This is a genomic window from Micromonospora sp. CPM1, assembly GCF_023896895.1.
GTDB classification, from domain to species: Bacteria; Actinomycetota; Actinomycetes; order Mycobacteriales; family Micromonosporaceae; genus Micromonospora; species Micromonospora tulbaghiae.
Genome location: NZ_JAMHIU010000021.1, coordinates 25,411 through 51,335 on the forward strand (window position 1 = coordinate 25,411; position 25,925 = coordinate 51,335).

At 72.2% G+C, this 25,925-nt stretch carries 29 protein-coding genes; 11 read left to right on the forward strand and 18 right to left on the reverse strand.

Annotation, left to right across the window (positions count from 1 at the left end):
* Positions 1-78: 78 nt before the first annotated feature.
* Positions 79-765, forward strand: a complete 687-nt coding sequence (locus tag M8C11_RS23355; RefSeq protein WP_252453119.1) for a TetR/AcrR family transcriptional regulator — start codon at positions 79-81, stop codon at positions 763-765.
* Between the two features lie 12 nt (positions 766-777).
* Here the strand turns inward: M8C11_RS23355 and M8C11_RS23360 are convergent, their stop codons facing one another.
* The 6 genes from M8C11_RS23360 to M8C11_RS23385 all read right to left on the reverse strand — a co-directional run bounded on the left by M8C11_RS23360 (position 778) and on the right by M8C11_RS23385 (position 6,022).
* Positions 778-1,746 (reverse strand): NAD(P)/FAD-dependent oxidoreductase, encoded by a 969-nt coding sequence (locus M8C11_RS23360; RefSeq protein ID WP_252453120.1) that lies wholly within the window; start codon positions 1,744-1,746, stop codon positions 778-780.
* A 106-nt stretch (positions 1,747-1,852) separates the two neighbouring features.
* Positions 1,853-2,506: a rhomboid family intramembrane serine protease gene (locus M8C11_RS23365; protein ID WP_121685217.1), complete on the reverse strand. Its 654-nt coding sequence runs from the start codon at positions 2,504-2,506 to the stop codon at positions 1,853-1,855.
* Between the two features lie 103 nt (positions 2,507-2,609).
* Positions 2,610-3,302, reverse strand: coding sequence for a transglycosylase SLT domain-containing protein (locus M8C11_RS23370; RefSeq protein ID WP_205775922.1), 693 nt, complete (start codon positions 3,300-3,302; stop codon positions 2,610-2,612).
* A gap of 232 nt (positions 3,303-3,534) precedes the next feature.
* On the reverse strand, positions 3,535-4,941 hold the full coding sequence (locus M8C11_RS23375) for a PhoH family protein (RefSeq protein WP_120571625.1): 1,407 nt from the start codon (positions 4,939-4,941) through the stop codon (positions 3,535-3,537).
* Positions 4,942-5,258: 317 nt separating this feature from the next.
* Positions 5,259-5,684 (reverse strand): hypothetical protein, encoded by a 426-nt coding sequence (locus M8C11_RS23380; RefSeq protein WP_120571626.1) that lies wholly within the window; start codon positions 5,682-5,684, stop codon positions 5,259-5,261.
* Positions 5,681-6,022 carry a hypothetical protein gene (locus M8C11_RS23385; RefSeq protein ID WP_064447658.1) on the reverse strand — a complete coding sequence of 114 codons (342 nt, stop codon included), beginning with the start codon at positions 6,020-6,022 and terminating at the stop codon, positions 5,681-5,683. The genes M8C11_RS23380 and M8C11_RS23385 overlap by 4 nt, the downstream gene beginning before the upstream one ends.
* A gap of 264 nt (positions 6,023-6,286) precedes the next feature.
* Between M8C11_RS23385 and M8C11_RS23390 the strand changes: the two genes are divergently transcribed.
* The 3 genes from M8C11_RS23390 to otsB all read left to right on the forward strand — a co-directional run bounded on the left by M8C11_RS23390 (position 6,287) and on the right by otsB (position 8,138).
* On the forward strand, positions 6,287-6,727 hold the full coding sequence (locus tag M8C11_RS23390; RefSeq protein ID WP_120571627.1) for a helix-turn-helix transcriptional regulator: 441 nt from the start codon (positions 6,287-6,289) through the stop codon (positions 6,725-6,727).
* A gap of 163 nt (positions 6,728-6,890) precedes the next feature.
* Positions 6,891-7,244, forward strand: coding sequence for a hypothetical protein (locus M8C11_RS23395; RefSeq protein WP_013284062.1), 354 nt, complete (start codon positions 6,891-6,893; stop codon positions 7,242-7,244).
* Positions 7,245-7,313: 69 nt separating this feature from the next.
* A complete protein-coding gene (gene otsB, locus M8C11_RS23400; protein ID WP_252453122.1) occupies positions 7,314-8,138 on the forward strand; it encodes a trehalose-phosphatase in 825 nt (274 codons plus the stop codon).
* A 149-nt stretch (positions 8,139-8,287) separates the two neighbouring features.
* On the opposite strand, the gene M8C11_RS23405 is transcribed toward otsB, so the two are convergent.
* The 4 genes from M8C11_RS23405 to M8C11_RS23420 all read right to left on the reverse strand — a co-directional run bounded on the left by M8C11_RS23405 (position 8,288) and on the right by M8C11_RS23420 (position 13,087).
* Positions 8,288-9,058 (reverse strand): isoprenyl transferase, encoded by a 771-nt coding sequence (locus tag M8C11_RS23405; protein WP_120571629.1) that lies wholly within the window; start codon positions 9,056-9,058, stop codon positions 8,288-8,290.
* 31 nt (positions 9,059-9,089) lie between these two features.
* Entirely contained in the window at positions 9,090-10,250 is a 1,161-nt protein-coding gene (locus tag M8C11_RS23410) for a geranylgeranyl reductase family protein (RefSeq protein WP_252453124.1), read from the reverse strand.
* A gap of 85 nt (positions 10,251-10,335) precedes the next feature.
* Positions 10,336-11,205: a hypothetical protein gene (locus M8C11_RS23415; RefSeq protein WP_252453126.1), complete on the reverse strand. Its 870-nt coding sequence runs from the start codon at positions 11,203-11,205 to the stop codon at positions 10,336-10,338.
* A 40-nt stretch (positions 11,206-11,245) separates the two neighbouring features.
* Positions 11,246-13,087 carry a phosphoenolpyruvate carboxykinase (GTP) gene (locus tag M8C11_RS23420; RefSeq protein WP_091415722.1) on the reverse strand — a complete coding sequence of 614 codons (1,842 nt, stop codon included), beginning with the start codon at positions 13,085-13,087 and terminating at the stop codon, positions 11,246-11,248.
* A gap of 491 nt (positions 13,088-13,578) precedes the next feature.
* Between M8C11_RS23420 and M8C11_RS23425 the strand changes: the two genes are divergently transcribed.
* The gene (locus M8C11_RS23425) at positions 13,579-14,115 is read left to right on the forward strand and encodes a GtrA family protein (protein ID WP_256487386.1); all 537 of its coding nucleotides are present in this window, start codon (positions 13,579-13,581) and stop codon (positions 14,113-14,115) included.
* Between the two features lie 62 nt (positions 14,116-14,177).
* Positions 14,178-14,873, forward strand: a complete 696-nt coding sequence (locus M8C11_RS23430) for a GtrA family protein (protein WP_252453131.1) — start codon at positions 14,178-14,180, stop codon at positions 14,871-14,873.
* Positions 14,874-14,927: 54 nt separating this feature from the next.
* Here the strand turns inward: M8C11_RS23430 and M8C11_RS23435 are convergent, their stop codons facing one another.
* Together M8C11_RS23435 and M8C11_RS23440 are read right to left on the reverse strand one after the other, a co-directional pair.
* Positions 14,928-15,497 carry a PH domain-containing protein gene (locus M8C11_RS23435; protein ID WP_121685398.1) on the reverse strand — a complete coding sequence of 190 codons (570 nt, stop codon included), beginning with the start codon at positions 15,495-15,497 and terminating at the stop codon, positions 14,928-14,930.
* 113 nt (positions 15,498-15,610) lie between these two features.
* Positions 15,611-16,483 (reverse strand): biotin--[acetyl-CoA-carboxylase] ligase, encoded by an 873-nt coding sequence (locus M8C11_RS23440; protein WP_120571634.1) that lies wholly within the window; start codon positions 16,481-16,483, stop codon positions 15,611-15,613.
* Between the two features lie 96 nt (positions 16,484-16,579).
* On the opposite strand from M8C11_RS23440, the gene M8C11_RS23445 reads away from it, so the two are divergent.
* The gene (locus M8C11_RS23445) at positions 16,580-18,163 is read left to right on the forward strand and encodes an acyl-CoA carboxylase subunit beta (protein ID WP_252453134.1); all 1,584 of its coding nucleotides are present in this window, start codon (positions 16,580-16,582) and stop codon (positions 18,161-18,163) included.
* 43 nt (positions 18,164-18,206) lie between these two features.
* On the opposite strand, the gene M8C11_RS23450 is transcribed toward M8C11_RS23445, so the two are convergent.
* The 4 genes from M8C11_RS23450 to M8C11_RS23465 all read right to left on the reverse strand — a co-directional run bounded on the left by M8C11_RS23450 (position 18,207) and on the right by M8C11_RS23465 (position 21,422).
* A complete protein-coding gene (locus M8C11_RS23450) occupies positions 18,207-19,079 on the reverse strand; it encodes a hypothetical protein (protein ID WP_252453137.1) in 873 nt (290 codons plus the stop codon).
* A complete protein-coding gene (locus M8C11_RS23455) occupies positions 19,072-19,572 on the reverse strand; it encodes a SigE family RNA polymerase sigma factor (protein WP_135243323.1) in 501 nt (166 codons plus the stop codon). The genes M8C11_RS23450 and M8C11_RS23455 overlap by 8 nt, the downstream gene beginning before the upstream one ends.
* Before the next feature lie 61 nt (positions 19,573-19,633).
* The gene (locus M8C11_RS30625) at positions 19,634-20,617 is read right to left on the reverse strand and encodes a ketopantoate reductase family protein (protein WP_252453140.1); all 984 of its coding nucleotides are present in this window, start codon (positions 20,615-20,617) and stop codon (positions 19,634-19,636) included.
* 61 nt (positions 20,618-20,678) lie between these two features.
* Entirely contained in the window at positions 20,679-21,422 is a 744-nt protein-coding gene (locus M8C11_RS23465; RefSeq protein ID WP_252453143.1) for a M50 family metallopeptidase, read from the reverse strand.
* Between the two features lie 26 nt (positions 21,423-21,448).
* On the opposite strand from M8C11_RS23465, the gene M8C11_RS23470 reads away from it, so the two are divergent.
* Both M8C11_RS23470 and M8C11_RS23475 read left to right on the forward strand, forming a co-directional pair.
* Positions 21,449-21,667 carry a hypothetical protein gene (locus M8C11_RS23470; RefSeq protein ID WP_252453146.1) on the forward strand — a complete coding sequence of 73 codons (219 nt, stop codon included), beginning with the start codon at positions 21,449-21,451 and terminating at the stop codon, positions 21,665-21,667.
* Positions 21,668-21,795: 128 nt separating this feature from the next.
* Complete coding sequence (locus M8C11_RS23475; RefSeq protein WP_120571641.1) at positions 21,796-22,548, forward strand: GH25 family lysozyme; 753 nt, start codon at positions 21,796-21,798, stop codon at positions 22,546-22,548.
* Positions 22,549-22,611: 63 nt separating this feature from the next.
* On the opposite strand, the gene M8C11_RS23480 is transcribed toward M8C11_RS23475, so the two are convergent.
* Positions 22,612-22,824, reverse strand: coding sequence for a hypothetical protein (locus tag M8C11_RS23480; RefSeq protein ID WP_252453149.1), 213 nt, complete (start codon positions 22,822-22,824; stop codon positions 22,612-22,614).
* 88 nt (positions 22,825-22,912) lie between these two features.
* Entirely contained in the window at positions 22,913-24,901 is a 1,989-nt protein-coding gene (locus tag M8C11_RS23485; RefSeq protein ID WP_252453151.1) for a serine/threonine-protein kinase, read from the reverse strand.
* 92 nt (positions 24,902-24,993) lie between these two features.
* On the opposite strand from M8C11_RS23485, the gene M8C11_RS23490 reads away from it, so the two are divergent.
* On the forward strand, positions 24,994-25,206 hold the full coding sequence (locus M8C11_RS23490; RefSeq protein WP_252453153.1) for an acyl-CoA carboxylase subunit epsilon: 213 nt from the start codon (positions 24,994-24,996) through the stop codon (positions 25,204-25,206).
* Positions 25,207-25,308: 102 nt separating this feature from the next.
* Entirely contained in the window at positions 25,309-25,761 is a 453-nt protein-coding gene (locus tag M8C11_RS23495; protein WP_121684324.1) for a hypothetical protein, read from the forward strand.
* The last annotated feature ends 164 nt before the right edge of the window (positions 25,762-25,925 follow it).

Here is a 25,925-nt window from a genome sequence, read left to right on the forward strand (position 1 = left end):
TGACTCATGCGGGCGGGTCGAGTCAAGAGCAGTGCTCTCTCTTTTGATTGCTGCTCTCATCCGTGGCAGAGTGAGGGCATGGTCGCTCCCTCGCTCCGCGCCCGGGTCCGCGCCGGGATGATCGAAGAGATCAAGACGGTCGCCCGCCGCCACCTGGACACCGACGGCGCGAACCTCTCCCTTCGCGCTGTCGCCCGCGACCTCGGCATGGTCTCCTCGGCGATCTACCGCTACTTCCCCAGCCGCGACGACCTGCTCACCGCGCTGATCCTGGAGGCGTACGACGCGCTCGGCGACGCGGTGGAGGCGGCCGACGCCGCCGCCGACCAGGCCGACCTGCGCGGCCGCTGGCTCGACGCCTGCCGGGCCGCCCGCGCGTGGGCGCTGGCCCACCCCGCCGAGTACGCGCTGCTGTACGGCAGCCCGGTGCCCGGGTACGCGGCACCGGACGACACGGTCGCGCCGGCCCAGCGCCCTCCGGTGACCCTGGTCGGCATCCTGCGCGACGGACTGGCCTCCGGCCGGCTCACCCCGCCCGACGAGGAACTGCCCGAGCCGCTGCGCGGCGACGTGGCCGAACTGGTCGGGCTGCTCGGCATGGACGTGCCGCCCGCGCTGCTGGCGCGCGGCATGGCCGGCTGGACCCAGTTGTTCGGGCTGATCAGCTTCGAGCTGTTCGGCCGGATCAACCGGGCGCTGCCGCACCGCGACGAGTACTTCGACCACCAGATCGGCCTGATGGCGGACCTGGTCGGCCTGCCCTGACGCCGATCGGCGTCAGGTGCCGTCGGAGGAGTGACCGGGGAACAGGTGCGCGGTCGGGTCGATGACGACAGCCGCGTTGTTCACGGCGGTGGCGGCCTCACCGAAGCCGGTGGCGATCAGGCGGACCTTGCCCGGGTACTCGGTGATGTCCCCGGCCGCGAACACCCGGGGCAGGTTGGTGGCCATGGCGCTGTCCACCACGATGTGCCGCCGGTCGAGGTTCAGCCCCCACTCGGCGAGCGGGCCGAGGTCGGCGGTGAAGCCGAGCGCGGCCACGACGGTGTCCACCGGCAGCGTCTCCACCTCGCCGCCGCGTACGGTCAGCTCGGCGCCGGTGACCGCCTCCTCGCCGTACAGGCGGCTCACCTCGGCGTTGACCACGATCCGCACCGGCAGCGCACGCACGCGCTCGATGGTGGCCGCGTGCGCCCGGAAGCGGTCCCGCCGGTGCACCAGCGTCACCGACCGGGCCAGCGGGGCGAGCGTGGCCGCCCAGTCGAACGCCGAGTCGCCGCCGCCGACGATGAGCACGTGCCGGTCGGTCAGCTCGGTCGGCTGCGGCACGAAGTAGACGATCCCGCCGCCGGTGAAGCTCTCCGCGACCGGCAGCGGCCGGGGCGTGAAGCTGCCGAGCCCGCCGGTGACCAGCACCGCGCCGCAGCTGAGCTGCTCACCGCCGGCGAGACCGAGCACCGGCCGGCCGTCGAGGTAGGACAGCTTCTCCGCGCGTACGCCGAGCCGGTAGTCGGGGTGGAACGGCGCGGCCTGGGCGACCAGGTTCGCGACCAGCTCGCGGCCCTTGATCGCGGGGAAGCCGGCGACGTCGAGGATCAGCTTCTCCGGGTACATGGCGGTGACCTGACCGCCCGGCTCGGGCAGTGCGTCGATCACCGACACGGAGAGTCCACGGAAACCGGCGTAGTAGGCGGCGAAGAGCCCGGCTGGACCGGCCCCGATCACGGCGACATCGACCTCGCGCATGGCGCACCGTCACTTTCCGCTTCGGGGTCAACCCGTGCTGATGCGGAAACGGTAGGCGGGCGGGTGGCCGTGGGCAAGCACGTCCCGCGGTTCGATCAACGCGCCGTCAGGGCAGCGTCATCCTCGGTGAGCCGAGGCGGTCGGACTCGCCGGTGTCGTTGCGGCGGCGGAACAGGATCGCCGCGACCACGCCGCCGAGCAGCCCGAACAGGTGGCCCTGCCAGGAGATGCGCTCGTCGGTCGGGAGGATGCCGAGCAGTTGCCAGCCGTAGAGCAACCCGACCAGCAGGCCGACGGCGAAGTTCCACCAGCTCCGCTCCACCACGCCCCGGGTGAGCAGGATGCCGAGGTAGCCGAAGATCACGCCGCTGGCGCCGACCACCACCGAGTCGGGCGAGCCGGTGAACCAGACGCCCAGGCCGCTGACCAGGATGATGACGGCGGTGGACCAGAGGAACCGGCGGGTGCCCGCGGCGAGCACGAACGTGCCGAGCAGGATCAGCGGGATGCTGTTGCTGTAGAGGTGGTTCCAGCCGGCGTGCAGGAACGGCGAGAAGAAGACGCCGTCCAGGCCCTGGAGCCGCTGCGGGATGATGCCGGCGGTGTAGTCGAGGCCGAGTCGCAGGCCGACGTCGAGCGCCTCGATGAGGAACAGCACCGGCACGACCGCGCACATCGCGACGAAGGCCCGGCCGAGCGCCGCGTAGAACGCGTCGGTCCCGAACCGGTGGGGGTCGCCGCTAGGGCCGTACCAGGTCACCTACCAAGAGCTATCAGCAAAAGCGGCGGGCCGCCAGTCGGGCGGCGGTACGACGACGGCGGGACACCCGGGTCTGCCCGCGTGTCCCGCCGTCGTGGTGATGTCAGTACCAGCCCGAACTCTGCGACTTCTGCCAGGCGCCGCAGGGGGTGTCGTACCGGCCCTTGATGTAGCCGAGACCCCAGGTGATCTGGGTCGCCGGGTTGGTCTTCCAGTCGTCGGCGACCGAGGCCATCTTGCTGCCCGGCACCGCCTGCGGGATCCCGTACGCCCCGGACGAGCTGTTGGAGGCCTTCGGGTTCCAGCCGCTCTCCTTGGTCCAGAGCTTGTCCAGGCACGGGAACTGGTCGATGCCGAAGCCCTTGTCGAGCATGATGGCGCAACCGACCTTCCGGTTGCCGCTGTACTCCGCGCAGGAGGACGGGATCGGGCCGTCGTACGGCTTGATCTTCGCCTCCTTCTCCGCCTCCTCCGCCGCGGCCCGCTCCTTCTTGCGGGTGGCGGCGGCCGCCTCGGCCTTCTTGGCCCGCTCGGCGGCCTCCTTCGCCGCCGCGGCGGCACGCAGCTTCGCCTGGTACTCGGCGGCACGCTGGCGGGACGAGTCCACGCGGTGGTCGGACAGCCGGTCGCGCTGGTACGCGTGCTCCGCCTGGTCGACCTCCAGGCCGACCTGCGCGGTCAGGCCCTGCTGCTGGGTCTGTCGATCCTCACCCAGATAGAAGCCGCCGGCGACGCCCACGGAGAGCAGCGCGACAGCGGCCGTACGGGCGCCGAACCGGCTCCAGAGCCGACTCACGAAGTTTCCCTTCGTCGGGGGCAGGGACACGGCACGCGCATGGCCCTGTCGGGTCACGCCGGTGCCGTGAGCGCACCGGTACCGGTGTGACTCCGGGCCGTGTCCAGCTCCCGAGTGGTAGGTGACGCTCGATGGACACCATTGCGCACAGTGAGGCCGGTGGGAAATGGCCGGGCTCAAAAGTGATCTGCGTCACCCTAAAAATGCGGACAAAGTAGGGCGAAAGGTGCGGTCAGCCGGGGATGTCCTCCAGCAGATCGGTGACCATAGCGGCGATCGGAGATCGCTCCGATCGGCTGAGCGTGACGTGCGCGAAGAGGGGATGCCCCTTCAACGCCTCGATCACCGCCGTCACCCCGTCGTGCCGGCCGACCCGCAGATTGTCCCGCTGGGCCACGTCGTGGGTGAGCACCACCCGCGACCCCTGGCCGATGCGCGACAGCACGGTGAGGAGTACGCCCCGCTCCAGCGACTGCGCCTCGTCCACGATGACGAACGCGTCGTGCAGGCTCCGGCCACGGATGTGGGTCAGCGGCAGCACCTCCAGCAGCCCGCGCGAGGTGACCTCCTCCAGCACGTTCTCGTGCACCACCGAGCCGAGCGTGTCGAAGACGGCCTGCGCCCAGGGCGACATCTTCTCCGACTCCGACCCGGGCAGGTAGCCGAGTTCCTGGCCGCCGACCGCGTACAGGGGACGGAACACGATCACCTTCTTGTGCCGGCGCCGCTCCATCACCGCCTCCAGGCCGGCGCAGAGCGCCAGCGCGGACTTGCCGGTGCCGGCCCGCCCGCCCAGCGACACGATGCCGATGGACTCGTCCAGCAGCAGGTCGAGCGCGACCCGCTGCTCCGCCGAGCGCCCGTGCACGCCGAACGCCTCCCGGTCGCCCCGGACCAGCCGGATCGTCTTGTCCGGGAGCACCCGGCCCAGCGCCGAGCCCCGCCCCGAGTGCAGCACCAGGCCGGTGTGGCAGGGCATCCCCGCCGCGGCGTCGACGTCGAGCGTCTCGCCCGCGTACAGCCGGCCGATCTCCTCCTCGGCCAGGTCCAGCTCGGCCATCCCGGTCCAGGTCGGGTCGCTCGCCTGGCCGTGCCGGTACTCGTCGGCGCGCAGGCCCACCGAGGCCGCCTTCACCCGCAGCGGCATGTCCTTGCTGACGAGCGTGACCTCACGCCCCTCGGCGGCCAGGTTGAGCGCCACGGACAGGATGCGCGCGTCGTTCGACTCGTTGCGGAAGCCGGGCGGCAGCACCCCGTCGTCGGTGTGGTTCAGCTCCACCCGCAGCGTGCCGCCCTGGTCGTTGGCGGGCACCGGACGGTCCAGCCGGCCGTGCCGCACGCGCAGCTCGTCCAGCATGCGCAGCGACTGGCGGGCGAACCAGCCCAGCTCCGGGTGGTGCCGCTTGCCCTCCAGCTCGGAGATCACCACCAGCGGCAGCACCACCTCGTGCTCGGCGAAGCGGTGGAACGCCGCCGGGTCGGACAGCAGGACCGAGGTGTCCAGGACGAAGGCCGGGCCGGCTGGTCGGGGCTCCTCGGCCTCCGCGGCGGCGGCGCGGCGGCTGCGGGTGGTCCGGCGGGTCGGGGCGGTCGAGGCCGGGGTCTGCTCGGCTCCGGCGGGGGTACGGCGAGTGGTCACAGGCCTGCTCCGCGGATGGGCACCCGGCCACCCGAGTTCCGCCTCTTCCGGTGCCCGGAGGACACGGGGTCGGATGCGGGCCCCGTGCGCGAGGACGCAGGTCCGGGCTGTCCGGCTGGCCCGGGAAAACCCCGCGCCATGCCTAGACGCTAATCGCCGCGGGGCCGCTGGGCTAGAGGTGCGCGTGGATCATCGCGTGGTCTTCGCGGGACGTACACCTGTTCGGGTGACGGGCGGACCGGAACCGGCCGGGATGCATGCCCCCTGCGCGCACCCCGGCCGGTCGTCCACTGCGGCGCCGCGACGCGGCGCGGGCCTCAGCCCTGGCGGCGCACCAGCGTGCCGGCCCGCGGCCCGGCGCCGGCCGCGCCGAACGACGATCCGGTGTACGTGGTGCCCACCCGGCCGACGGCGCCGAGCCGGCCGGTGGCGGTGACGCGGACGGCCGGGGCCGAGCCGGGCCGGGCGGCGACCGCCGCTGGTACGGAGGTGCCGGCGAACGGCACGGCCGAGCGCCCGGCCGAGGTCACCACGGTCGGGCCGGGACCGGACAGCGCCGAGGCGATCGCCGCCTGGGCGTCGCGCCGACGGCGGTTCCAGGCGCCCCGGTCCCCGTCGAAGTAGCCCTGGCGGTAGCCGAACCGGTAACCGATGCGGTAGCTGAGCTGGCCGTGCAGGCGGCCGGCCGCGTAGCAGGTGGACCCGAGCACGAGGACGAGCACCACGGCGAGAAAGGGGGTCATCGCTCGTCCGTCCCGGGCAGTGGGTCGACCACCAGCAGCCGCTCCAGGTCGTCGGTGCTGACCTCCTCCACCAGCTCGACGCTGATCCGGCAGCCGTCGAGGATCACCTCGGCCACCGACGCCCGGCGGATCTCGCCGCCGGAGTCGTAGACCCGCACGCTCAGCTCGGGGCAGCCGAGGTGGGTCCGCCAGGCGTCCCACTCCCCCCGGTCGCCGACGCTGAGTGAGAGGTACCGGCACCCGCGGGCGAGATAGAGACGCCAGGGGGCGCTCAGCCCGGCTGACACTCCGTCCGCGATCAGCCCGAAGGCCTGGGCGCGGGTCGCGAGCTCGGTCACGAGACCCCCTCGGCACCCGCGGAGTGACGCATGTGAGCACTCGTCGTCTCAAGCACGTGACACACCGTAAGTTGTCTCATGAGCGTGACAGTATCAGCTTTTCAGGCCTTTGCCGCCGTACTGGTGTCCATCTATTCTGTCCGGGTGACACCCCTCAGGAGCAGCACTGAATCGTTTACCGGAAATCCCCGATCGCCGTCACGTCGGCGTGACAGCAGCGTGCCGAGCCGCCCTCTCGGGACCGACTGGCCGTACCGTCACGGGGTGACCGAGACGACCAACGCACGGAAGATCGCGTTCGCCACCTTCGTCCGGCGCGCGCTCGACGACGCCCGCGCGCTGCGGGCCTGGAGCGGCACCGAGGTCTCCCGGCGCACCGGCGTCTCCCGCCAGACCATCAACCGATGGGTTCGCGGCGACTGGGCCAGCGACCCGGAGGCGGAGCGGGTGGTCGCCTTCTGCGAAGGGCTGGGGCTCGATCCGGCCGCCGCGTTCACCGCGCTCGGCTGGGATCGGACCGCCGGGCCGCGTACCGCGCCGGCCCCGCCCCCGATGGACCCGGACGTGGAGGCGCTGCTGCGCCGGCTGGTCGACCCGAACGTGTCCGACGCGGAGAAGTTCCACATTCGGGAAACCATTCGTTACCTCGCATATCGCCCGACCCTGCCGGGCGGTGTCCGAAATAGGGGTAAACAGGCGGGCTAGTTCCTCAGATGGCGAAAGAACGGAAGGTCGGACCCGATCGTTTCGCCGCGGGGACGGAACGGACCCGCTAGCGTCCACGTTTGTACTGCTAGGGGCTCGTCATCGGCGGGGGGACGGGACACAGCCGAACCCAGCCCTGCGGGACAGAAGGAGGGGTCTGTCCATGACCCTGAAATGGTTGGCAGTCGTGGTCGCGGTGGTGTCGCTGACATCGTGCGTGACCGGCAACGTGGTGGTCGGCGTACTGGACGGCGGGCAGCTTCCCCTGGTCGTCAACCTCTTCGCGCTCACCACGGCCGGCACCGCGGTGATCCTCGCCGTCGTCGCCGAGCTGCACGATCGGCTCAACGACCGGGTCAGCGCGCTCACCGAGTTCCTGGTGGCGCGGCTCAACGAGATCGAGGCGCACACCGGCGACCGCAACACCGGCTTCGTGGAGGGCTACCTGCTCAGCCACGGGCAGGAGGCGGCCGTGGTGCCGTTCGGTCGCCGGGGACGAGGAGCCGCCGAACGCTGATCCCCACGTCGTTCCGACGTCACATCTCGGCCACGAATACGCCGCCCGGCGCGGGGTACGCTGACGCGCGTGCCGCCGTTGAATCTGGGCAACCAGCAGCCGAAGACCCCGTTGAACGCGGAGCACGCCTGGCGTGCGACCGCCGACCGCGCGGGTGACGTCGTCCTCTTCTTCGACTTCGACGGCACCCTGGCGCCCGTCGACGACGATCCCACGGCCGTACGGCCCGCGCCCAACGTGCTCAGCGCGCTGGAGGCGCTCGCCCCGCACGTCCGCCGGATCGCCATCGTCTCCGCCCGCCCGGTGGACTTCCTCCGCGACCACCTCGGCGGCCTCGCCGGCATCGACCTGTACGGGCTCTACGGCCTGGAGCACAGCCACTCCGGCGGCGAGACGGTCACCGAGCCGGCCGCCCTGCCGTGGGTGCCCACCATGTCCGAGCTGGCCGAGCAGGCCCGCGCGGAACTGCCGCCCGGTGCGCTCGTCGAGTACAAGCGGCTCTCCGTCGCGCTGCACTGGCGTACCGCCCCGCAGCTCGGCGACCTGGTGCAGGAGTGGGGCCGAGCCCAGGCCGAGCGGCTGGGCCTGCGCGCCCAGCCGGGCCGGATGGTGCTGGAACTCAAGCCCCCGGTCGACCGGGACAAGGGCATGGTGATCGGCGAGACGGTCCGGGACGCCGGTGGCGCCTGGTACTTCGGCGACGACGTCTCCGACATCAAGGCGTTCGCCGCGCTGCGCGCCCGCGCCGCCGCCGATCCCGACTTCCTCGGTGTCTGCGTCGCGGTCGCCAACCCGGAGACCGGTCACGAGGTGGCCGACGCCGCCGACCTGACCCTGGACTCCCCGGCGGCGCTGGCCGACTTCCTCACCGCCGCCCTCCCCCACCTCCGCTGACGCCCCCGGGCCCCGACCCCGGGGCCCGGTCTCTCCGCGATCTTGCACTTACGGTCCGAACAAAGGGGGCATAAGCCGCGCCCTCGGGGCCGAAAGTGCAAGATCGCCGGGGCGAGGCGGGGCGGGGCGGGGGGGGCGGGGCGAGGGGGTCAGGTGCCGAAGCGGCGCTGGCGGGTGGCGTAGGAGCGCAGGGCCCGCAGGAAGTCGACCTTGCGGAAGTCGGGCCAGTTCAGCTCGCAGAAGTAGAACTCCGAGTGCGCGCTCTGCCAGAGCATGAAGCCGGAGAGCCGCTGCTCGCCACTGGTCCGGATGATCAGATCCGGGTCCGGCAGCCCTTTCGTGTAGAGGTGCTCGGAGATGTGGTCGACGTCGAGCGAGGTGGCCAGCTCCTCGATCGTGCCGCCGTTGGCCGCGTGCTCCAGCAGCAGCGAGCGGACCGCGTCGGCGATCTCGCGCCGCCCGCCGTACCCGACCGCGATGTTGACCTGAGCCCCGCCGTCGCGGTCGCGGGTGCGTTCCTCGGCGGCCTTGAGCGCGGCGGCGTGCTGCGCCGGCAGCACGTCGAGCGCGCCGACCATCCGCAGCCGCCAGGGGTTGCCCTCCTCGGCCAGCTCGGTGGTGAGGTCCTCGATGATCTGGAGCAGCGGGTCCAGCTCGGCGGCCGGGCGGGAGAGGTTGTCGGTGGAGAGCAGCCAGAGTGTGACGTGCCCGACGCCGGCCGCGTCGCACCAGCGGAGCAGCTCCTTGATCCGTTCGGCGCCCATCCGGTGGCCGTCGTTCGGGTCGACGAAGCCCATTTCCCGGGCCCATCTGCGGTTGCCGTCGCACATCACGCCGACGTGTGCGGGTACGGGCTTGCCCGCGAGCTTCGCCGTCAGCCGGCGCTCGTACACGGAGTAGAGGAGTTTCCGCAGAGTCATCACCTTGCAGGGTAGCGACCCGCGGGAGAGATCAGTGTCTCGGTGGCATATCACCTGACGGTGAGACGGTCCGGCGCGGTCGCGGCAGGTCCGCCCCGATCGCCATCAGGGTGCGCGCGTCCAGCCGGCCGTCGCCGAGTCCCAGCTCCACCACTGTGCGGTAGACGCGCTCGTCCCGCCGGGCCGCGCCGACCGCCGCGTCGACCACCCGCCGCCGCCGGGCCAGCCACGCCGCGACCGAGCTGTGGCGCAGGTGGGTGCCGAGCCGGGCGCGCAGCGCGGCGGCGTACGCCCGGGCGGCCTCGGCGGGAGAGCCGGCCGCCGCCGCGCCGGCCAGCGCGCCGGAGCGCAGCGCGTAGAAGATGCCCTCGCCGGTGAACGGGTTGATCAGCGACAGCGCGTCCCCGGCCAGCAGCACCCTGCCCCGGCCGGGCGCCGGGCGGTGGGTGGACAGCGGCAGGTGGTGCGCCCGCAGGTCGGTGACCGTCGCCGGGTCGACGTCCGGCAGCAGCGCGGCCATCCGGTCGAGCAGGTGCGCGCGGGTCAGCGGTTCGCCGCGCAGCACCTCCCCGTACCCGACGTTCGCGCGACCGTCGCCGATCGGGAAGGCCCAGGCGTACGCGGGCCAGCGCGCCGCCGAGGTGACGATGAGTTGTTCGGGCGGCCCGGCCGGCGCGGGCGCGTAGCCCCGGATGGCGAGGGCCAGATGCCGGTCCGGGTTGACCGGGTGGCCGAGCGCGCGCCGTACCACCGATCCGGCGCCGTCCGCGCCGACCACCGCCCGCGCGGACAGCTCTCCGTCGAGCAGCACCCGGTCGGCGGCGATCTCCACCCGGCGTACCGTGTGCCGCCGCAACTCCACGCCCGCGGCCACCGCCGCCGCGACAAGGCGTGCGTCGAACACCTGGCGGGGCACCGTGTACGCGGGCCGGGGCAGCGTCCGGGCGACGGTGCCGCCGCCCGGGCCGACCAGGCGCAGTGCGGGCAGCGGCGGGTAGCCGTCGACCGCCCCGGTCACGCCCAGTTCGGCGAGGACGTCCAGCGCGTGCGCGGCGATGCCGTCCCCGCACGCCTTGTCGCGGGGGAAGTCGGACCGGTCGAGCAGCAGCACCCGCGCCGCGCCGGCACGCCGCGCACCGAGCGCCGCGGCGGCCCCGGCCGGCCCCGCTCCCACCACCACGACGTCCCACACCCCCTCATCCTGCCCCGCCGCGCCCCGCCACGGGCGACGATCATGAGGTTGACGGCATCAACGGAGATCGAAATCGCCGCCAACTTCATGATCGACGGGGTGGGGTGGGGGTGGGGGTGCGGGTGGCTCGGTTCAGGGACCAGAGGCAGAGGGCGGCGGCTGTGACCAGGGGGGCGCCGTCTCGGATCAGGCCGTCGGTGCCGAGCAGCCACCAGCACAGGGGCAGGTCGATCGCGAGGACGCCGAGGGTGACGGCCACCAGGCCGTTCCGCGCCCACGCCTTGTCGCGCAGCAGGAAGGCGGTGCAGAACAGCACGGCGTAGCTGACCGCGATGCCCGCGCCGAACCAGAGGATCACTGCCGGTACGGCGGCCAGCCGCCCGTCCAGCACGGCGCCCGTGGCGACGAGCGCCGGCACCAGCATCAGCGGGCTGTAGGTGAACGCGGCGACGCGGGCGGTGAGCACCCACCCGTTCGCCTGCGGGCGCTTCGGCGTCATCTCCCGCCAGGCGATCGTCCCGCCCTCGACGACCAGGCCCTTGCGGTGCCGGACCAGATGCGCGCGGATCGCCTCGGAGCGGTAGAGCAGCACCACCACGGCGACGCAGAGCGCCGTGAGCACGGCGAACCCGACCAGGCCGGGCAGCGCGGGCACCCCTTGCCGGGGCACGATCAGCCGCCCGACCGCGAAGATCGTGGTCACCGCCAGGATCAGCCCGAACGGCCGGGCGCCCACCCGGCCCTTGTTCACGTGGCCGATCAGCAGCAGGAAGCCGAGCGACCGGAGCATCGCCCAGCCGGTGCGTACGGCCAGACCGAACTCCTGCTCCGGGGCGTACCAGTAGTTGAGCAGCTCGACCACGACGGTGGCCGCCGCGGTCACGGCGAGCAGCGTGGTGAGCGCCCGGACGGCGGACGGCCGCCGGACCTCGACAGGTTCAGCGGCCGTCCTCATGGCATCCGATGTTGCCCGGCGCGGGCAACAGGCACACCTGTTACTTCTGCGGCTCCGCGTCGAGCCGGGCGCGCAGCGCGTCCAGCTCGGCCCAGAGCACGCCGGGGAGCTTGTCCCCGAACTTCTCGAACCACTCGGTGACCAGCGGCAGCTCGTTGCGCCACTCGTCCGCGTCGACCTTCAGTGCGATCCGGACGTCCTCCGGGGTCATGTCCAGACCCTCGACGTCGAGCGCGTCCTGCGCCGGCACCATGCCGATCGGCGTCTCCACCGCCTCGGCCCGGCCCTCCAGCCGCTCGATGACCCACTTGAGCACGCGGGAGTTCTCGCCGAAGCCCGGCCAGAGGAAGTTGCCCTCGGCGTCCTTGCGGAACCAGTTCACGTAGTAGATCTTGGGCAGCTTGGCCTCGTCGCCGTCCGCGCCCTTGCCCATCTCGATCCAGTGCCGGAAGTAGTCGCCGGCGTTGTAGCCGATGAACGGCAGCATGGCCATCGGGTCGCGGCGGACCACGCCGACCGCGCCGGAGGCGGCGGCGGTCGTCTCCGAGGAGAGCGTGGCGCCCATGTAGACGCCGTGTACCCAGTCGCGGGCCTCGGTGACCAGCGGGATGGTGTCCCGGCGGCGGCCACCGAACAGGATCGCGTCGATCGGCACGCCGTTCGGGTCGTAGTAGTCGTCGGCCAGGATCGGGCACTGCGTGATCGGGGTGCAGAAGCGGCTGTTCGCGTGCGAGGAGAGGTTCTCGCTCTCCGGCGTCCAGTCGTTGCCCTTCCAGTCGATCAGGTGCGCCGGCGGCTCACCCATGCCCTCCCACCAGATGTCGCCGTCGTCGGTGAGCGCCACGTTGGTGAAGATGGAGTTGCCCCGGTCCAGCGTCCGCATGGCGTTGGCGTTGGTCTTCCAGTCGGTGCCGGGAGCGACGCCGAACAGGCCGTACTCGGGGTTGATCGCGTAGAGGCGGCCGTCCGCGCCGAACCGCATCCAGGCGATGTCGTCGCCGATGGTCTCGACCTTCCAGCCCGGGATGGTCGGCTCCAGCATGGCGAGGTTGGTCTTGCCGCAGGCGGACGGGAAGGCGCCGGCGATGTGGTAGACCTTGCCCTCCGGCGAGGTGATCTTGAGGATCAGCATGTGCTCGGCCAGCCAGCCCTCGTCGCGCCCCATCACGCTGGCGATACGCAGCGAGTAGCACTTCTTGCCGAGCAGCGAGTTGCCGCCGTAGCCGGAGCCGTAGGACCAGATCTCCCGGCTCTCCGGGAAGTGCGAGATGTACTTGGTCTCGTTGCACGGCCACGCCACGTCCTGCTGGCCCGGCGCGAGCGGGGCGCCGATGGAGTGCAGCGCGTGCACGAAGTCGGCGTCGTCGCCCATCGCCTCCAGGATCGCCGACCCCATCCGGGTCATGATCCGCATCGAGGCGACGACGTACGGGCTGTCGGTGATCTCCACGCCGAACATGGGGTTCTCGGCCTCGATGGGGCCCATGCAGAACGGGATGACGTACATGGTGCGCCCGCGCATGCTGCCGCGGTACAGCTCCGTCATCGTCCGCTTCATCTCGGCCGGCGCCATCCAGTTGTTGGTGGGGCCGGCGTCCGCCTCGTCGACGGAGCAGATGAAGGTGCGCTCCTCCACCCGGGCGACGTCCGTGGGGTCGGTACGCGCGTAGAACGAGTTGGGCTTCTTCTCGGGATTAAGGCGGATCAGGGTGCCGTTGGCGACGAGTTCGTCGGTGAGACGGCGCCACTCCTCATCAGACCCGTCCACCCAGACCACGCGGTCCGGGGTGGTCAGTTCCGCGACCTCACGTACCCAGGCGAGCAGCTTGGGGTGGGACGTCGGGGCCTGATCGATACCCCGAACAGCAGCCGGAGCAACCATGTCACTTCTCCTTGTGGTCGACGCTGACCGATCTATGGGGTGCACGAGTTCCGGCGGGCTGGTACGCCGCCTCGTGGAAACCTGGGATTGGGCTCAGCGTAAACCGGACTGCCTCGTCAGTCAGTGGGACTGGTTGTGAAGAACTGCACAAGGTACGGCCACGCTGCGGCATCACGATCTGATACCCGCTTTCGCGCGCAGTTTCACGCAAATCCTGCGGTGAACCTTCGACGACCGGGTCCGGCGCCGGAGTGACCCCGACGCCCGATCGAGGGGAAGCGTACGAACATGTCGCGAAAGACGATTCCGTGATGCGCTCCACAGATTCGCACAGCGCGTTACGCTCTGCTCACGGACATCGAGAACGGGCGACGCCGCTCCGACCCGCGCGGCCCGAGCGCGACGGCCGCGGCGAAGCCGTCGTGGCCGACTCGCCGTTGCAGTCCGCCCGGTTACCGCACAACCGGTACTCTCGGCGGGTGGCCGCGACGATGACCGGAGACCAACCGGGGGCTCCGCAGACCCGCCGGGGTCCGATCGGAGCACTGCTCGACCGTTTCGGTCACCTCATCCACGAGCTGAGCAAGTTCGCCACCGTCGGCGGTCTGGCCTTCGTCGTGGACTTCGTCCTCTTCAACTACCTGTCCAGCGGCCGGGACATGCCCCCGCTGGCCGCGAAGACCATCTCCACGGTGATCGCCGCGACCGTCGCCTTCCTCGGCAACCGGTTCTGGACCTGGCGGCACCGGCAGCGGTCGAACCCGGCCCGCGAGTACGCGCTGTTCTTCTTCTTCAACGCGGTCGGCCTCGGCATCGCGGTGGCCTGCCTGGCGATCAGCCACTACGGGTTGGGCGCGATCTGGCCCGCGGTGTTCCAGACCCCCCTGGCCGACAACATCGCGAGCTTCGTCGTCGGCACCGGCCTGGGCACGCTCTTCCGGTTCTGGTCGTACCGACGGTTCGTCTTCGTCGAGGCGGGAACACCTCCCGCTCCGGCAACGAGCCACGACCGAGAGTCCGGGGCGTGACGAACCGCCCATCCCGACCCGCCGGGCCCAGCCGGCCCAGCCAACTGCCTAAGGTGTTCCGCATGCCTGGAGTCCGTCTGCTGCCCGAGCGCTGGCAGAAGTTCATCCACGAGGCGCTCAAATTCGGCATCGTCGGCGGCATCAACACCGTCATCAATTACGCGGTGTTCAATGCGCTGGCACTCACGGTTTTCCGTGACGGTCAGCTGAAGGCGACAGTGATCGCGACGATTGTCGCCACGATCACGTCGTATCTGATGAATCGTCACTGGACGTACCGTGATCGACCGAAATCGGCACTCCGGCGCGAATACGTCCTGTTCTTCCTCTTCAACGGCGCGGGCCTGGTCATCGAACTCGGCGTCCTGGCCCTGGCCAAGTACGGCCTCGGCGTACACGGCCTGCTGGCGCTGAACGTCGCCAAGACCATCGGTGTCCTGCTGGCCACGCTGTTCCGCTTCTGGTCCTACCGGACGTTCGTCTTCCAGCCCGTCCCCAAGCACGCCGAGGAGACCTGGCACTCGGTGCCGCGTGACGAGTGGGACAACGTCGCCGAGATGGACCCGGTGGCCGAACTGGCCGAGTCGGTCAGCGAGCTGGAGGAGGAGGAACCGCCCGCGGGCCCCGGCCGGGCGGCCGACTTCCCGCCGCCGCGAGGGCGACCCGCACCGGCGGACGCCGGGCTCGGTGGCGCGCTCGGCGCCGACCTGGACGCCGAACTCGCCGCGGAACTCCAGCCCCGCCGCGCCCGCCGCTGAACGACGAGAGGCCGGCACCCCTGCCACGGGGTGCCGGCCTCTTCCGTCGCCGGGTCAGGGCTGGTCGCGCAGGGACTTGCCCTCGGTCATGTCGGCCAGGATCTCGCGCATCTCGCCGTCACCGAGGCTGTGCTTGTCGTGGTGCGCCTCGACCAGCTCGTAGAGCTTCGTCTGCACCCGGTCCACGCCCGGCACGTCGTGCAGCACCGACTGGCCGCGCTCACCCGCCGACTCGATGGTCAGCGTGCCGCAGCCCAGCAGCCGCTCCACGAAACGCTGGTGCATGGCGTGGTCGTTGATCCGGGTCAGCGGCAGATCCCGCCGGTTACGCGACAGCACGCCCTGCTGGAGCAGCACCCGCTCGTTCGTGAACAGGTAGTGCGTGGTGCGCCAGACCAGAAACGGCCACAGACCCAGCCACAACACCAGCACCAGCGCGACCACCGCGATCGCGTAGAGCGCGATCGTGCCGCCGCTGCCGTCGGGCAGCAGGAGCCACCCGGCGACGACCGCCGCGACGGCGAGCACGAGCACCAGGACCGGCCGGATCAGGGCCTTCCAGTGCGGGTGCAGGTGCAACACGACGTGCTCGTCCTCGGTGAGCACGTCTTCGGGGAACGCCACGCGGAACCTCCTCGCAGAACCGGACGCGCTGACCGTAACCGGTCGGTGCATCCGGCCGGCATCGGCCGCGCGGGCGGTCGGCGACCGTTGTTGCGGTGATCTTCCCGGGTGCCTCAGCGCAGGTGCAGCACGTCGCCCGCGGCCAGCCGCAAGGTCTCCCCGTCGGCGTCGACCAGGAGCTGCCCGTCGGCGTCCACGCCGGTGGCGGTGCCGTGCGCCTCCCGGCCGTCGGGCAGCAGCACCCGCACCCGGCGGCCGACTGTCGCGCACCCCGCCAGGTACGCCTCACGCAGCCCACTGGCCTCCGCGTCACCTCCGGCGTCACGCCAACGCTCGTACCAGTCGGCGAGCGAGCGCAGCAGCGCCCGCAGCAGCGGATCCCGGTCGGTGGCGGTGGCGCCGGCGAGCTGGAGCGAGGTGGCGGGCAGCCCGGTCGGGTTCTCCGGCAGTTCGTCGGCGCGCAGCGTCACGTTCAGCCCGACACCGACCACGATCGCCGGGGGCCGGTCGATCTCCCCCGGCACCGCTTCGGCCAGCACCCCGGCGCACTTCGCGCCGTCCACCAGCAGGTCGTTGGGCCACTTCAGCCGCGCGTCCAGCTCGGCCAGCAGGCGTACCGCCTCGACCAGCGCGACGCCGGCGAGCAGCGGCAGCCAGCCGTACCCGGTGGCGGGCACGGGCGACCAGCCGCGCTCCGCGACCGCCTCACCGGGCCGCAGCAGCACGCTCGTCGCGAGACCCGCGCGCGGCGGCGACTGCCAGACGCGGCCCCGGCGGCCGCGGCCCGCGGTCTGCCGCTCGGCGACCACCACCAGGCCCTCCGGCTCGCCGGCCCGGGCCGCGGCCACCGCGTCCGCGTTCGTCGAGCCGGTCTCGGCCAGCAGCTCCAACCGGCGCCAGGGCCCGTTCGGCGCGACCAGCGCGCGCCGCAGCCGGGCCGCCGACAGCGGCGGTCGGTCCAGATCGGTGTACGGCGAGCCGGGCATCCCGCCAGCCTACGGCCACCCGGCCCGCCGGTCGCCGCGAAGCGGTGAGGCGCACTGCACAGCCTCAGACACCTGAACCATCGTTATATTCCACGGGTGACTACCGAGACCGGGTTCAACATCCACACGACCGCCGGCAAGCTGGCGGACCTGGAGCGACGGCTCGACGAGGCGGTGCACGCCGGGTCGGCACGCGCGGTCGAGAAGCAGCACGCGCGGGGCAAGAAGACCGCCCGCGAGCGGATCGAGATGCTCCTCGACGAGGGCTCGTTCGTCGAGCTGGACGAGTTCGCCCGGCACCGCTCGACCAACTTCGGGCTGGAGAAGACCCGCCCGTACGGCGACGGCGTGGTGACCGGCTACGGCACCGTGGACGGCCGGCAGATCTGCGTCTTCGCGCAGGACTTCACCGTCTTCGGCGGCTCCCTCGGCGAGGTCTTCGGCGAGAAGATCGTCAAGCTGATGGACCTGGCCATGAAGATCGGCTGCCCGGTCGTCGGCATCAACGACTCCGGCGGCGCGCGGATCCAGGAGGGCGTCGCGTCCCTCGGCCTCTACGGCGAGATCTTCTTCCGCAACGTACGGGCCAGCGGCGTCATCCCGCAGATCTCGCTGATCATGGGCCCGTGCGCGGGCGGCGCGGTCTACTCCCCGGCGGTCACCGACTTCACCGTCATGGTCGACCAGACGTCACACATGTTCATCACCGGTCCCGACGTGATCAAGACGGTCACCGGCGAGGACGTCGGCATGGAGGAGTTGGGCGGCGCCCGCACCCACAACGCCCGCAGCGGCAACGCGCACTACCTCGGCACCGACGAGGAGGACGCGATCGAGTACGTCAAGGCGCTGCTGTCGTACCTGCCGTCGAACAACCTGGACGAGCCGCCGGTCTTCGACGCGCCCGCGATCCTCGACGTCACCGACTCCGACCGTGAGCTGGACACGCTGATCCCGGACTCGGCCAACCAGCCGTACGACATGCACCGGGTCATCGAGCACGTGCTCGACGACGGCGAGTTCCTCGAGGTGCAGCCGCTGTACGCGCAGAACATGGTGGTCGGCTTCGGCCGCGTCGAGGGACGCCCGGTGGGCGTGGTGGCGAACCAGCCGATGCAGTTCGCCGGCACGCTCGACATCGCCGCGTCGGAGAAGGCGGCCCGGTTCGTGCGCACCTGCGACGCGTTCAACGTCCCGGTGCTCACCTTCGTGGACGTGCCCGGCTTCCTGCCCGGCACCGGCCAGGAGTGGGACGGCATCATCCGCCGCGGCGCGAAGCTCATCTACGCGTACGCCGAGGCCACCGTCCCGAAGGTCACAGTCATCACCCGCAAGGCGTACGGCGGCGCGTACGACGTGATGGGCTCCAAGCACCTCGGCGCGGACCTGAACTTCGCCTGGCCGACCGCGCAGATCGCGGTGATGGGCGCGCAGGGCGCGGTGAACATCCTCTACCGCTCGGAGCTGGCGAACGCCGAGGACCCGGCCGCCGTGCGCGCCGAGAAGATCGCCGAGTACGAGAACACGCTCGCCAACCCGTACATCGCGGCGGAGCGCGGCTACGTCGACGGGGTGATCCCGCCGCACGAGACGCGTACCCAGATCGTGCGGGCGCTGCGGGTGCTGCGCACCAAGCGCGAGACGCTGCCGCCGAAGAAGCACGGCAACATCCCGCTGTAGTACGTCGGATGCCCCCGCCGCCGAAGCGGCGGGGGCACCGGCGTCAGCAGCCCGGGGTCGCGGCGCGGCACATCCGCTCGGCGGCGACCCTCGCCAGATCCCGCAGGGCCACCTCGTCGCCGCCCGCGCCGGTGCGCAGCACCGTGACGAGGTCACCGACCCGCACCACCGCCTGGTCCCTCGGCGGGCTCCCGGCACCGAGCGGCGCCCCGGTGTCCAGCCGCTGCATCTTCCCGACGGTGTGCCGCACCAGCACCGACTCGTCGCCGGCGAAGCCGCTGTCGACCGTCTGCCAGGAGTGGACGACCTCCGCCTGGATCCGCATGCCCTTCACCTCCACGAGGCCGGCGGATCGCCACGTGCGGCAGGGCGCCAGCAGCGCGGGCAGCCCGTCGAACAGCCGCTCACCGTCCTGCGCCGCGAGCCGGTAGACGTCCTGAAGGGCCACCGGCTGCCGGTCCGACGGATCGCTGCTGCCCGGCCGCTGCCGCAGGAGGGCCACCGACCGCGAGTAGCGGGACTTCACCCACTCCGTCCGCAGGCCCTGATCCTGCCGGCAGACCTCCAGCATCTGGTCCAGCCGGATCTCCTCGTCGAGACCGGCGTCGCTCGACGGTTCGACGCCGGCCACCCGCAGGTCCACCGGTTGCAGCAGCACCTCGGTGGGCACATCGGCGGCGCTCCACGGGGTCGCCGGCCGGCTGGCAGCGACCGGTGCCGGCGCCGGCGAGGCGGCGCGGCCGGACGCCACGAACGCGGCCCCGGAGGTGAGCGCGAGGACCGCCACGGCCGCGGCGGCCACCGCGCGGCGGCTGCGACGCCGGGCTCGTGCCCGCAGCTCGGCCGGCTCCGCCCAGCGGACGGCGTGCAGATCCCGTTGCATCGCGTCGATGAACGCCAGGTCGTCGTCACGCATCGGCGGGCTCCTCCAGATCCACGACCGCGAGCAGTTCGGCCAGGGCGGCTCGGCCCCGGGACAGACGCGCCTTGACCGTGCCGACCGGCGCCTCGGTCTCCCGGGCGACCTCGGCGACCGGCATGCCGAGCAGGTAGTACAGCGCGAGGGCTACGCGTTGTTCCTCGGGCAGCCGCCGCAACGCCGCCACCACCTCGACCGTGTCGGTGCTCGGGGCCGGCATGCTCTCCTCGGCGCCGTGGCGCAGGTAGGCACGGGCCCGGCTGCGCAGGCTGCGCCAGCGGCTCACCGCGATCCGGCTCGCCACCACCCGCACCCATGCCTCCGGGTCGTCGTACCCACGCACTGTGGACCACCGCTGCCAGGCCCGGATGTACGCCTCCTGCACGGCGTCCTGCGCCTCGGCGAGGTTGCCGGTGAGCACGTAGACGAACCCGAGCAGCCGTTGCCGGCTGCCCCGGTAGAACTCGTCGAACCCGTCGACGTCCGGCACCTGCTACCTCCCGAGTGGCGGTCGCAGGGGAGACGCCTGGCGTACCGGGTGCGGTTGCCGCTCAGCCGATCATTTTCTCCAGTTCGCTCACCGGGAAGCCGCCGGCCGGGATCCGGTCGCGCACCGCCCGGCGTACCGCGGTCTGCACGGCCGCGTTGGCCGGGGTGGGCACGCCGTGCAGGCGCCCCAGCAGCACGATCTCGCCGTTGAGGTGGTCGGTCTCGACCGAGCCGGCACCACGGGCCAGGCTCTGCCAGGTGGAGCCGCCGGAGCGCTCCTCGCCGCCGACCGGCCGGTGCGACACCAGGTCGCCCCGTTCGGCGGCCTCCTCCTCGACAGTGGTGTGGGCGATGCCCGCCGCGGCGAGCGCCGCCTCGCCCTCGGCGCGTACCCGCTTCGACAGCGACTCGGGCACGTCCCGGCCGAGCAGCGCCTGGAGGCCGTTGCCGAGGTTGGCGAGCAGCTTGCCGTACTTCCAGCGCATCACGTCGTCGCGGACCGGCGCGACGAACCCGGCGGCGGTCAGGTCGGCGGCGACCGCCCGGCTGGTGTCGTCGGCGCCGCCCGGGTAGCGGCCGATGTGCAGCATGCCCGGATGCGGATGGCCGTTGGCGACCACCACGCCCGGCTCCAGGTGGGTGGCGGGCAGCCACACGCAGACCGGGTGTACGCGGGCGAAGCGGCGCAGCGCGGCCGGCTCGTTCGCCACGCCGTTCTGGGCCAGCACGACCGGCAGCCGTTCGCCCGCCGTTCCGCCGCCCTCGACCGGGGCGTCCGCCCAGGTGTCGAGCGCCGCCACGGTGTCCTGCGACTTCACGGTGAGGACCAGCACGGTGTCCGCCGGCAGCGGCGGGCCGTCCGGTCCGGCCACCGCGGGGAGCCGGCCGGCCACGTCGCGGTCCGGCGTGCGCAGCGTCAGACCCCGTTCCCGCAGCGCGTCCAGGTGCGCGCCGCGGGCCACGAGCGTCACGTCGTGGCCGGCGTCGGCCAGGAGTACGCCGATGGTGCCGCCGACCGCGCCCGCTCCGATGATCACGTATCGCACGGATCCGATTCTGCCCTGCCGCGAGGCGACCCGCTCCGGGACGAGATACGGCTCGGCTCAGTCAGGCGGTGAGGCCCGTGTCGGCGAGGATCGGGCCGGCCAGCAGCAGCGCTCCGGCGGCGAGTGCGCCCACGCTCACCAGCAGGAACAGGCCCACCCAGAACAACGCCGGGAACGGCGTGATCCGGGCGAGCTGGTCGGCGTCGGACTGCGGCATCCGGCCCCGGGCGCGCTGCCGGTGCAGCTCGAACACCGGCCGTACGCCGCCGATCAGCAGGAACCACACCGACGTCCAGGCGAACGCGGCCTGCACCTCGGGCGAGGTGTACCAGGAGACGGCGAGCACCACACCGCCGGTGACCAGCAGCGACAGCGCGCCGAACAGGTTGCGGATCATCACCAGCATGCCCAGCAGCAGCGCCACCGCGAGCCAGAGCAGCAGCGTGATCCGGTTCCCGGCCAGCAGCCACGCGCCGCCGAGGCCGAGCAGCGACGGCGCGACGTACCCGGCGAGCAGCGTGAGGATCATGCCGGGCCCGGTGGGACGGCCGGCGGACAGCGTCAGCCCGGAGGTGTCCGAGTGCAGCCGGATGCCGTGCAGCCGCCGGCCGGTGAGCAACGCGACGAGCGCGTGGCCGCCCTCGTGCGCGATGGTCACCGCGTTGCGGGCGATCCGCCAGGGCAGCCGGGCCACGACCACCGCGAGCGCGACCACGGCGGTGACCACCACGAGCAGCGGCGGCGGGTCCGGCTGGGCGCTGGTCAGCGTGTCCCAGAGCGTGGTGAGACCGTCGATCAGGGGCATGGGCGGGGAGCCTACCGCCCCGAGCCGTGTCGTTCGACCGGCGGCGTCTCACAGAGTTGGGCGACAGTCACGACCGCATCGAACTGCTCGACGGGAGCCTGATCGTGGGCCCTGCCTCGAACTCGCTGCGGCTGCACCGGCTCGACGACGCGCACTACGTGGAGGATGCCGTCGCGAAGGCGGGCGAGACGCTCTGTGTCACCGAGCCGTTCCGCTGGGCGACGGACCCGAGCACCCTGCGCTGATCCGCACCCGTCGCGCCACCTGGGCGAACGACGACCGTCGATGAAAATTTCCTTTCCCCCTATTGCGATCTAGGGCACTAAGCTCCAAAGATGGGCGTCAATAGACGGACGTCCCTCTGGAGGCAACCATGCCCAGCACCAGACTCTCCGTACGCCGGCTTCTCGCCGCCGGCCTGGCCGCCGCCGCCACCGCGGCCGTGGCCCTCGTGGCGACCGCCGGACCGGCCGCCGCCGCGACCACGCCCGGGATCGACGTCTCCCGCTACCAGGGCAGCATCAACTGGACCAGCGTGCGTAACTCGGGCATCCAGTTCGCCTTCATCAAGGCCACCGAGGGTACGAGCTACAAGGACCCGAACTTCAACGCGAACTACGTCAACGCGTACAACGCCGGGGTGATCCGCGGGGCGTACCACTTCGCCCGGCCGAACATCTCCGCCGGTTCCACCCAGGCCAACTACCTGGCCAGCAACGGTGGCGCCTGGTCGGCCGACAGCCGTACGCTTCCCGCCGCGCTGGACATCGAGGGCAACCCGTACAGCGGTGGCTACTGCTACGGCCTGAGCACCACCGGCATGCGCAACTGGATCCAGGACTTCCTGAACACCTACCGCTCCCGCACCGGCCGGTACGCGGTCATCTACACCACCACGAGCTGGTGGAACCAGTGCACCGGCAGCTGGACCGGCCCGTGGGCCAACCACCCGCTGTGGCTCGCCCGCTGGGCCAGCGCCCCCGGAACGCTGCCGGCCGGCGCTCCCTTCTGGAGCTTCTGGCAGTACACCAGCACCGGCGCCGTCTCCGGGATCAGCGGCAACGTCGACCGCAACTACTGGAACGGTGACCGCAGCCGGCTGATCGCGCTGGCGAACAACACCTGACGTACGCGCGACACGAGTGGGACCGCCTCGTCACGAGGCGGTCCCGTTGTCGTCGTACCGGAATCAGGCTCTGCGGCGCGCGGTGGCCGGGACGGGCACCGGCGTCCGGCGCGTCAGGCGCCACGCCGCCACGCCCACGACCGTGAGCGTCAGCACGCCGAGGACCGCGAGCGGCGCGGACAGGCCGGCGCTGATCAGGAGCAGTACGACGTCGCCGAGCGCAACGAGCATCCACAGTGCCAGCCGCGGGCCGGTGTACCTCCGTCGGTAACCCATGTCGCGCCTCCTTCCGTCGTCGGAGGGATTCATACCCCCGAGGACGGAAAGCCATGCGAGCGAGTTCCGTGACCGGCGGGATTCCCGGTCAGTTCTGACGGTCCGGCACGAAGCCCTTGGTGATGATCTCCCAGTTCGCCAGGTTGGCGTCCCAGTCCTTCGCGGGCACCTCCCAGCGCAGCGCGAAGCCCCTGTTACTGGCCGTCGCCACACCCCGGTTACGCACGTGGAACCGGGTGCCGTCGTCGCGCGTCTGCAGCCAGTCCCAGTCGGCACAGGTGCGGAAGTAGGGGTCGCACTTGGTGATTCCGACCAGCTTGTAGTTCCGAACACGCGACGCCCGGTACGGCTCCTGGCCCTTCCAGTCGGCGTACGCGTCGGGCTTCGGCTCGGGGGTCCACTGGATGAACAGCACCCGCCGAGCGCCGCCGACCTCGTAGAGCACGACGTTGTCGCTGCGGACCCGCGCCTCGAAACCGTTCGGGATCGGCACCTTGAAGCCGTTCGGGCCGGTGTAGAGACGCCATCCGGCCGGCAGCGTGAACCCCGAGGCCGACGGGCTGGCCGACGGCGTGGGGCTGGCCGACGCGCTCGTCGCCGGGGCGCTCGGCGACGCGCTCTCGCTCGGCGCGGGTGGCGGCGCCGCCGACGCCGAGGTGCCGGCCGTCGGCTCGCCGCCGTCGCCGTCGTCACCGTTGTTCAGCAGCGGCACAGCCACCACCAGGCCGACGAGCAGCAGCAGGACCAGCGCGCCGATCAGCAGGTTGCGCCGGTTCGGCGCGGACTTCTCGACCGGCAGCACGGTGGCCCGGCCGGTCGACGGCGCCTCCTGCACCGGAGCCGGGCTGACCGGCGCGGAGCCGGTCACGGCCGGGCTGACCGGCGCCGGGGCGTCGGTGACGGGCTCGCCGTCGAGCCGCGTCTCGTCCAGCGCCGGGTCGACGCCGTCCACCCGGGCCTCGTCGTCCACCCGCGTCTCGTCGGCCGAGGGCGCCGGGTCGAGCTTCGCCGTCGGCTCGGCGGGCGGCGGGGTCACCTTCGCGGTGGGACCGGCGTCCGAGGTGGGCGCCGGCACGTTCGCCGCCGGGTCGGCGGCTGCCGCCGTACCCCCGGTTGCGGCGACCCCGGACGCCGCGCTCGCCGCGCGTTCGGCCTGCTCGGCCGGGCGCGGCGCGGGCACCAGCGGCGGGCGCGGCACGCGCGGACCGTTCGGCCCCGGCCGGCGTACGCCGTCCAGCAGCGAGATGCTCTTGGCGCGACGGCCGGCGGCCTTGCGCAGCATGCGCTCCGCCACCTCGGCGGTGATCCGCTCGTCCGGATCCTTGCGCAGCAGGCCCTGGAGCACCGGCTTGAGCGGCCCGGCGTTGCGCGGCGGCGGCATCGGCTCGGTGGCGAGCGCGGCCAGCGTGGCGATCGCCGACGGGCGCGCGTACGGCGACTTGCCCTCGACCGCCGCGTAGAGCGTGGCGCCGAGCGACCAGAGGTCCGCCTCCGGGCCGGCCGTGCCGTCGCGGGCGCGCTCCGGCGAGATGTACGCGGGCGAGCCCAGCACCATGCCGGTGCGCGTCACGTTCGGGTCGCCGGGGATGGTGGCCAGGCCGAAGTCGGTGAGCACCACGCGGCCGTCCTCGCCGAGCAGCACGTTGCCCGGCTTGACGTCGCGGTGCATGATGCCGGCCTTGTGCGCGGCCTTCAGCGCGTTCAGCACGCCGAGGCCGATCTCGACCGCCTTGGCCGGGGTGACCGGGCCGTCCTCGGCGATGGTGTCCTGCAACGACTTCGACGCCACGTACTCCATGACGATCCACGGATCGCCGTCGGTGCGCAGCACGTCGAAGATGCGGACCACGTTGACGTTGTTGAGGCGGGCGATCGCCCGCGCCTCACGCAGCGAGCGCTCGCGCATCTCGCGGCGCTCCTCCGGGGTGAGGCCGGGGGGCGGGACCAGTTCCTTGATGGCCACGTCCCGGTGCAGCACCTCGTCCCGCGCCTTCCAGACGCGGCCCATGCCGCCTTGACCGAGCGGCGTGAGAAGCCGGTACCGGTCGGCGACGAGTTGGGGGAGCGCGTTCGACATCGCAGAGAACCGTACCCGGCCGCTGCGACGCTCACACCGTCGGCACGCCACTGTACGGCGAAGGTCGAATTCGCGACGCGTACCCTGGGGTCATGTCTGCCGAGGAGCCGCTGTTCCGGATCGTCCGTGGCGTGCCCACCGCCGAGGAGCTGGCCGCTCTGGTCGGCGCGATCGTGGTGCGCACCCGCCCGGCCCCGGCCGCCGCGCCGGCCCCCGTGTCGCAGTGGGCGCGCAGCGCACGCCCCGCCCTGGCCGGGCCGATCGCCGGCCCCGGCGCCTGGCGGGCCTCCGGCCTCCCCCGCTGACCTCACCTCCCGCTCGCGGCGACGGGGGCGGGGCTGCCGGGATCAGCTTCGAGCCATTAACCTCACTCAGGGAAACCGTGTGGTGACGGGCAGGAGGCTCCGATGATCCCGGAGGACAACCAGCCAGCCGGCTGGCTGCGCGGCTACGGCGGCATCGAGGCCGACATCCGACAGATGCGGGAGTTCGCCGACCGCCTCCAGGACGAGGTGACGCGCAACTACTCGCCGCACCTGTCCTACATCGCCGACGACATGAAGGCCCCGGTGCCCAACCCGGCCGACGCCTTCATCGAGCTGGTCCAGTTCCTCCAGGCCCACCACGACACCCAGACCGCCGCGGTGAGCGCGGTCTGGGATCTCGCACCGGCCACCGGCCGCCTCGCCGACGCCGCCGGACGGATCGCCGCCCGCTACGGCGACGCCGACGCGTTCTCCTCCGCCCGGGTGGCCGACGTGGAACGAGCGCTCGCCGGCCCCTCCGCCACCGTCGCCCGCCCGATGCCGCCACTGGCCGACCCCACCGCCCCCGAACAGAGCCGGGTGATCCTGCCGTGATCGAACGGGGCAGCGGACGCACCTCCGGGCTGACCGACTGGCGGCTGATGGACGTCCTCAGCATGTGGGCGTGCGTGCAGGACCAGGACACCGCCGGCCAGTGGAAGCAGGTCGCCGGCTGGCGCAAGGTCTGCGACCTCGCCCTGGCCCACCTGAGCCGCCTG